Source organism: Paracidovorax sp. MALMAid1276 (assembly GCF_049198005.1).
In the GTDB taxonomy this organism is placed as follows: Bacteria; Pseudomonadota; Gammaproteobacteria; order Burkholderiales; family Burkholderiaceae_C; genus Acidovorax.
Map to the genome: position 1 here is coordinate 1 of NZ_JBMIRS010000015.1, position 7,539 is coordinate 7,539.

5 protein-coding genes are annotated in these 7,539 nt (G+C 66.8%); 3 read left to right on the plus strand and 2 right to left on the minus strand.

All coding sequences use genetic code 11. The annotated features are described in order from the left end of the window. The first annotated feature begins 98 nt into the window (after positions 1 to 98). The 3 genes from ACOQFS_RS00190 to ACOQFS_RS00200 all read left to right on the plus strand — a co-directional run bounded on the left by ACOQFS_RS00190 (position 99) and on the right by ACOQFS_RS00200 (position 4,352). Positions 99 to 2,033 (plus strand): biotin carboxylase N-terminal domain-containing protein, encoded by a 1,935-nt coding sequence (locus tag ACOQFS_RS00190; RefSeq protein ID WP_421560964.1) that lies wholly within the window; start codon positions 99 to 101, stop codon positions 2,031 to 2,033. Next, positions 2,030 to 3,202, plus strand: a complete 1,173-nt coding sequence (locus ACOQFS_RS00195) for an acyl-CoA dehydrogenase family protein (protein WP_421560965.1) — start codon at positions 2,030 to 2,032, stop codon at positions 3,200 to 3,202. Before ACOQFS_RS00190 ends, ACOQFS_RS00195 begins: the two co-directional genes overlap by 4 nt. A 190-nt stretch (positions 3,203 to 3,392) precedes the next feature. Beyond that, positions 3,393 to 4,352: a 3-keto-5-aminohexanoate cleavage protein gene (locus ACOQFS_RS00200; protein WP_421560966.1), complete on the plus strand. Its 960-nt coding sequence runs from the start codon at positions 3,393 to 3,395 to the stop codon at positions 4,350 to 4,352. Positions 4,353 to 4,671: 319 nt separating this feature from the next. Here ACOQFS_RS00200 and ACOQFS_RS00205 read toward each other — a convergent pair whose 3' ends face one another. Both ACOQFS_RS00205 and ACOQFS_RS00210 read right to left on the minus strand, forming a co-directional pair. Beyond that, positions 4,672 to 5,166, minus strand: coding sequence for a hypothetical protein (locus ACOQFS_RS00205; RefSeq protein WP_421560967.1), 495 nt, complete (start codon positions 5,164 to 5,166; stop codon positions 4,672 to 4,674). 33 nt (positions 5,167 to 5,199) lie between these two features. Then, on the minus strand, positions 5,200 to 7,371 hold the full coding sequence (locus ACOQFS_RS00210) for a 3-hydroxyacyl-CoA dehydrogenase NAD-binding domain-containing protein (protein ID WP_421560968.1): 2,172 nt from the start codon (positions 7,369 to 7,371) through the stop codon (positions 5,200 to 5,202). Positions 7,372 to 7,539: the final 168 nt, after the last annotated feature.

Here is a 7,539-nt window from a genome sequence, read left to right on the forward strand (position 1 = left end):
ATCGCCAATCGCGGCGGTCATGCCGCAGGCATGGCGAAGCAAATTGCCCGTGCACGCGCAGCGTGCAGGCGGGCGATGGAGCCGCGAGGGCGCAGCCTATGAAAAAGATACTGATCGCCAATCGCGGCGAGATCGCCCGCCGCATCATCCACACCGCCCACCGCATGGGCATCGACACGGTCGCGGTCTATTCCGACCCCGATGCCAACGCCCAACACGTGCGCGAAGCCACACAGGCCGTGGCCCTGGGTGGCGCATCCAGCGCCGACACCTACCTGCGCACCGACAAGCTGCTGGCCGCCGCCCGCGCCACCGGCGCCGATGCTGTGCACCCCGGCTACGGTTTCCTCAGCGAGAACGCCGACTTCGCCCAGGCCGTGGTCGATGCGGGCCTGACCTGGATCGGCCCGCCGCCCGGCGCCATCCGCGCGCTGGGCAGCAAGGCCGGGGCCAAGGCGCTGGCCCAGTCGCATGGCGTGCCCTGCCTGCCCGGCTATGCGGGCGAAGACCAGAGCGACGAGCGCTTTGCCAGCGAGGCGGCGCGCATCGGCACGCCCCTCATGGTCAAGGCTGTGGCGGGCGGGGGAGGGCGCGGCATGCGCCTGGTCACCGATCTGGCGCAACTGCCTGCATCACTGGCCAGCGCAAGGTCGGAGGCGCTGGCGGGCTTTGGCTGTAGCGACCTGCTGATCGAACGTGCGCTGCTGCAGCCGCGCCATGTGGAGGTGCAGATCTTTGCCGACGCCCACGGCGCCTGCATCCACCTGGGCGAGCGCGATTGCTCGGTACAGCGCCGCCACCAGAAGATCATCGAAGAGGCGCCCAGCCCGGTTGTGGATGCCGCGCTGCGCGAACGCATGGGCGCCTGTGCCGTTGCGCTGGCGCAGGCCGCTGGCTATGTGGGTGCGGGCACGGTGGAATTCCTTTTGGACGGGGCCGAATTCTTCCTGATGGAGATGAACACCCGCCTGCAGGTGGAGCATCCGGTGACGGAAGCCCTCACTGGCCTGAATTTGGTGGAGTGGCAGATCCGCGTGGCGCGAGGCGAGTCGCTGCCGCTCACGCAGGACCAGGTGCCTCTGCAAGGCCACGCCATCGAGGTGCGCCTGTGCGCCGAAGACGCGCATTTCCGCCCTCACACCGGCCGTGTGCTGCAGTTCAGCGCGCCGTACGCCACTGCGTTTGAACGGGCCGCGCCGGGCGCACTGCGCTTTGACCACGCGCTAGAGGAGGGGGCAGAGGTCACCTCTCACTACGACGCCCTGCTGGGCAAGCTCATCGTGCATGCGCCCACGCGGGCCGAGGCCATTGCGACCCTGGCGCGCGCCCTGCACAGCACCCGCGTGCTGGGCCTGCCCACCAACCGCGCGTTTCTGGCGGCCTGTCTGCAGCACCCGGTGTTTGCCAGCGGCCAGGCGCTGGTGCCGTTTCTGGCGGAACACGCCGCCGGTTTGCAGTCGACGCTATTAAAAGAAGAGCGAAAATTGCTTATGCAGAAAGCGCTGGGGGCTGTTTTTGCTTGCAATCCTGCGGCCAGCCTGCCCTGTTCGCTGCCCCGCCCGCTGCGCTTGCGGCACCAGGGCGTGGTGCACGACGTCACTGTGCGCGAATGGGGGGGAGGGCGTCTGCAGGTGGAACACGCGGGGGCCGAGCCGATGACCCTGCAGCTTCCCCAACCCGGTGTGCACTGCGTCGCCGTGGGGCCCTTGCGCTGGCACTGGCAGGTGGGCGGCGCGGACGGCTGGGTGGAAGACGCATCCTGGGAGCCCGCTGCGCGCGCCGATGTGGCGGGCGGCGCGGCGGAACTGCGTGCGCCTTTCAACGGCAAGGTGGTTGCGCTGCCCGTGGCCGCAGGCCAGGCGCTGGCGGCGGGCGACACGGTGGTGGTCATCGAATCCATGAAGCTCGAACACAGCCTGGCCAGCCCCGCAGCCGCTACGGTGGCCGAGCTGCTGGTAGCGCCCGGCCAGCAGGTGTCGCCCGGCCAGGTGCTGGCCCGCTTTGCACCCGCCACGCAAGGAGCGCCCGCATGACCGGCACACCCGACGCGACCCCTGTGAGCAACGAAGACCGCACCGCACTCACCGACACCGTCACCCGCTTTGCCCGCACCGAGATCGCACCGCATGTGGACGCGTGGGACGCGGCCGGTGAGTTCCCCCGCAGCCTGTACCGCCGCGCGGCCGACCTGGGCCTGCTGGGCCTGGGCTACCCCGAGCAGTACGGCGGCACGGCTGCCAGTTACCAGCTGCGCCTGCCGCTGTGGCGCGCGCTCAGCCGCCACGGCGCCAGCGGCGGCGTGTTGGCCAGCCTGCTGTCGCACAACATTGGCCTGCCGCCCGTGCTGGCGCATGGCAGCGACGCGGTGCGCGCTGAGGTCATCCCGCCCGTGCTGGCGGGCGAGAAAATCGCTGCGCTGGCGATTACCGAACCCGGTGGCGGGTCCGACGTGGCCCGACTCAAGACCACGGCGCGGCGCGAGGGTGACGACTACATCGTCAACGGCGAAAAGGTGTTCATTACCTCCGGCATGCGCTCGGACTGGATCACCGTGGCTGTGCGCACTGGCGACGCGGGCAGCAAGGGCTCAGGCGGCATTTCCATGCTGCTCATCCCCGGCCACAGCGCGGGCCTGTCGCGCACGCGCCTCGATAAGATGGGCTGGCTCTGCTCCGACACCGCCCACCTGCGCTTTGACAATGTGCGCGTGCCCGCCCGCTACCTGCTGGGCGAAGAAGGCGCGGGCTTTCGCATCATCATGGCCAACTTCAACGGCGAGCGCTTCGGCCTGGCCGCATCGGCCCTGGGCTTTGCCGAGGCCTGCTACGACGAGGCCCTGGCCTGGGCCCGCCAGCGCAAGACCTTTGGCGCCGCGCTGGTAGAGCACCAGGTCATCCGCCACAAGCTGGTGGACATGCAGATGCGCATCCAGTCCACCGCCGCATGGTGCGAGTCCGTGGCCGCGCAGGCCGATGCGGGCCGCACCGGGCCGGAATGGGTGGCCAACATCTGCATGCTGAAGAACCACGCCACCCAAACCATGCAGTTCTGTGCCGACCAGGCCGTGCAAATCCTGGGCGGCATGGGCTTCATGCGCGGCACCGTCAGCGAGCGCATCTACCGCGAGGTCAAGGTCATGATGATCGGCGGTGGTGCGGAAGAAATCATGAAGGACCTGGCTGCACGCCAGCTCGGCATTTGAGGACTGCCATGGGCCCAAACGCACCTCGCCCTCCGCCGTTCGGGCTGAGCCTGTCGAAGCCTGGGCGCACCAACCCCCAACCGTTCAGGCTGAGCTTGTCGAAGCCAGTGCCCCGCCTTCGACAGGCTCAGGCCGAACGGCCGGTGACGTGCGGGGCCAAAGACAACCACGTTGATCGGAGACACGGACCATGACCAGTCACACACCCGCCGACAAAGCCATCATCACCTGCGCCATCACCGGTGTGCTGACGGACCCCGGCCAGCACCACGTGCCCGTCACGCCCGAGCAACTGGCCCAAGAAGCCCGCCGCGCCTGCGACGCAGGCGCCGCCGTGGTGCATGTGCACTTTCGCAACCAGGAGCCCGGCAAGGGCCACCTGCCCAGCTGGGATCCGCAGGTGGCGCGCGACTGCGTGCAAGCCATGCGCGAGGCCTGCCCGGGGTTGATCATCAACCAGACCACCGGCGTGGTCGGCCCCCATTACCAGGGCCCGCTGGAATGCCTGCGCGCCACCCGCCCCGAGATGGCCGCGTGCAACGCCGGCTCGCTCAACTACCTGAAGGTGCGCAGCAACGGCACCTGGGCCTGGCCGCCCATGCTGTTCGACAACCAGCCCGCCAAGGTCAAGGACTTCATCGACGTGATGCTGGAGACCGGCACGCTGCCTGAGTTCGAGTGCTTCGACGTGGGCATCGTGCGCTGCGTGGAGATGTATGTGCAGACCGGCATGTACACCGAGCGCCTGCCCGAATACAACTTCGTGATGGGCGTCGAATCCGGCATGCCTGCGGACCCGGACCTGCTGCCCATCCTGCTCAAGCTGAAAATCAAGGACGCCCCCTGGCAAGCCACCGTCATCGGCCGCAGCGAGATCTGGCCCGTGCACCAGCGCGTGGCCGAGCTGGGCGGGCACCTGCGCACGGGGCTGGAGGACACGTTCTATCTGCCGGACGGGATGAAGGCGGATTCGAACGGGCCGTTGATCGAGAAGCTGGCGGAGTACGCGCGCAATGCGGGGCGGGAGGTGGCTTCGCCGCAGGAGGCGCGGGGGATGTTGGGGTTGAAAGCGGCGGGTATGCCGCGAGAGATTGCAGCGCTGGCGGGCAAATTTCCAGATTTTCCTCTGCGCGAAGGAAACACCGCATAGGCCTTGTCCCACTCGGCGTACCCCTTATGTATGAGGGGACGTAGGCCGCATGGTTTGCCAAAGGCGGTGGATGGCTTGTCTCGCAGTCCTTGCAAATTGATCGAAGCATGATCAATTTGCAAGGAGGAAATTGCACCTTACTTGGCAAGGTGATCCCGGAAAGCTAGCCCAGTTCGGCCAGCAGTTCTGCAATGCCTGCGCAGGGTACCCATGGGCCAGCGGGCGGACGTGCTGAGTGGGCTCTACGTGGGGCTGGACGACCTGTTCCATCTGCCGGACGTGCCCCACCGGGTCGTACCTCACCACTCGCCATCCGCTTCTAGCGTTGGGTGACGTCGAGTTCCGTTGATTCCCCCGAATGAGCAGGGTCACTGGCTCGACACTTGATCAGCAGCAAAACTGTTGCAGCCAGCGTGATTGGGGGTATCGCAAGCACGTAGGCATACGGGCCTATGAGCACAGCAACAGCCCCCAACGCGCAGCCGATCGGAATCCACTTGGGGAGCGCATCCCAGTTTCTGCGGGCCAGGATGCAAAGGGCGAACAAGGCGATCCAACCGAGAAGCCCGCCAATAGCGGCGAAATGCGATCGGAGGATGAAAAGAAAAAGCGGAAAGTTCCCAGTCTCGTAGGCCGTGACTGCCTCTGCAACGGGGCTGCTGAGGTCCGCTGCAAGCAGTAGCCCTCCGGCCATCGGAATCCACAATGCAAAAAGGAGGGCGCTGGCGAGTCCCGAAAAGGCCGCGACAAGAATAAGAAACAACCTGAAGGCACGCATGCGAACGAACTCAATTTGGCGGGACACGATTGTCACCGGAAGGAGTCCTTCATGGCCCAAGACTCATCGTCACCAAGCGGGCTGGTATCTCCCGACGGCATCAGCAACGCTACTGTCTAGCTGGAAGCCATCCCCGTACTTCGTGGCCAGTTCAGCAGCACGCTTGAGAAACGCCTCAACACCCATTCCATAGACAAACTGCATCGCCCCCCCCGTCCAAGCCGGAAACCCAATCCCAAAAATCGACCCGATGTTCGCGTCATGCACGCTGGTCAGCACGCCCTCGGCCAGGCAACGTGCAGTCTCGATGGCCTGGCGGTAGAGCAAACGGTCCTGGATCTCCTGCACGCTCCATTCCACGCCGGGTTTCTCGAACAAGCCCTTCAACTCCGGCCACAGGTGCTTCCTGGCGCCTGCGGGGTAGTCGTAAAACCCGCCGCCACCCGCGCGGCCAGGGCGCTTCAGTTCCTTGACCATGCGCTCCACCAGCAACTCGCCGGGAGTGGCGGTGTAGGTTTTTCCTTCCGCCGCATAGTCCGCCCGCGTCTGCTCCAGCACGTGCACGCTCAAGGTCAGCGCGGTTTCGTCCAGCACAGCCAGCGGCCCAACGGGCAGTCCTGCTTGCAGCGCAGCGTTTTCAATCGCAGCGGCGGGGATGCCCTCGCCCAGCATGGCGGCGCCTTCCATCACGTAGGTGCCGAAGGTGCGGCTGGTATAGAAGCCGCGCGCGTCGTTCACCACGATGGGAACCTTGCCCAGGGCCTGCACGTAGTCGAACGCGCGGGCCACGGTTTCGTCATCTGTCTGTTTGCCGCGGATGATCTCCACCAGCTTCATCTTGTCCACGGGGCTGAAGAAGTGGATGCCGACAAACTTCTCGGGCTGGCTGCTGGCCGTGGCCAGGCCGCTGATGGGCAGGGTGGAGGTGTTGCTGGCGAAGAAGCCGCCGGGCGTCAGCTGCGGCTCTGCCTCTTGGGTGACCTTGGCCTTGAGCTCGCGGTTCTCAAACACGGCTTCGATGATGAGGTCGCAGCCCGCCAGGTCGGCCGCGCTGGCGGTGGGTGTGATGCGGGCCAGCAGTGCTTGCTGCGCATCGGCCGTCATGCGGCCCTTGTCCACGCGAGCTTGCGTGAGCTTGGCGCTGTAGGCCTTGCCGGCCTCGGCCTTCTCGGGGCTCACGTCCTTGAGCACGGTGGCGATGCCCCGGCTGGCCTGGGCCCAGGCGATGCCCGCGCCCATCATGCCGGCGCCCAGGATGCCGACCTTTTGCGGCTTGTAGCGTTGCGCCGAGCCGGGGCGTGACTTGCCGCTCTTGATCGCGTTCATGTCGAAGAAGAACGTGTTGATCATGTTGCGCGCCACGGGGCCGGTCATCAGGCGGGCGAGGTAGCGGCTTTCGATGCGCAGGGCGGTGTCGTAGTCCACCATGGCGCCTTCGACCATGGCGGCCAGCGCCGCCTCGGGCGCGGGGTAGCGGCCGCGCGTGGTCTTCTTGAGCATGGCGGGCGCGACGGTGAGGGCGCCTGCGATCTTGGGGTTGGCGGGTGTGCCGCCGGGCATCTTGTAGTTCTTGTCGTCCCACGGCTGCACCGCGTGCGGGTGGGTGGCGATGTGGGCCAGCGCGGCGGGCAGCAGTTGCTCGCGCGTAGCCACCAGCTCGTGCACCAGTTGCAGCTCCAGCGCCTCGGCGGGGTTGAAGAGCTTGCCTTCGAGGAGGTAGGGCTGCGCGCCCATCAGGCCCAGCAGGCGCGTCATCTTGGTCACGCCCGTGGCGCCGGGCATCAGCCCCAGCGTGACCTCGGGCAGGCCGAACTGGATCTTGGGGTCGGCCACGGCGATGCGGTAGTGGGCGACCAGCGCCACCTCCCAGCCGCCGCCCAGCGCCGCGCCGTTGAGGCAGGCCACCACGGGGATGCCAAGCGTTTCGAGCGTGCGAAAGTGCGCCTTCATGCGCTCGATCTCGCCGAACGCGGCGGGGGCATCGGCGGGCGTGAGGCGCATGGTGGCCTTGAGGTCTGCGCCTGCAAAGAAGCTGGTCTTGGCGGATGCGAGCACGATCCCCTTGAGTGCCGGCCCCAGGTTTTTGTGGTCTGCCACCACCTGGGCCGTGGCCTCGCCCAGCTCTTGCTGCCACTGGCGGCACATGGTGTTGACGGGGGCGTTGGCCTCGTCGAACGTGATGACGGCGACCTGGCCGTCGGTGCCCTGAGCGGGGATGAGTTCGTAGCGGATGGTTTGCATGTGTTTGTCTCCGATGCAGTGTTCTTGCGGCAATGGCGGGCGCCTCGACGAGCGTTGTGCCCCGGCTTCGACAGGCTCAGCCCGAACGGTTGGTGAAGGAGAGGGGCGGTAGCGACACCAGCGCCACCGCAACCAATACCCGTTCAGCCTGAGCTTGTCGAAGGCCGG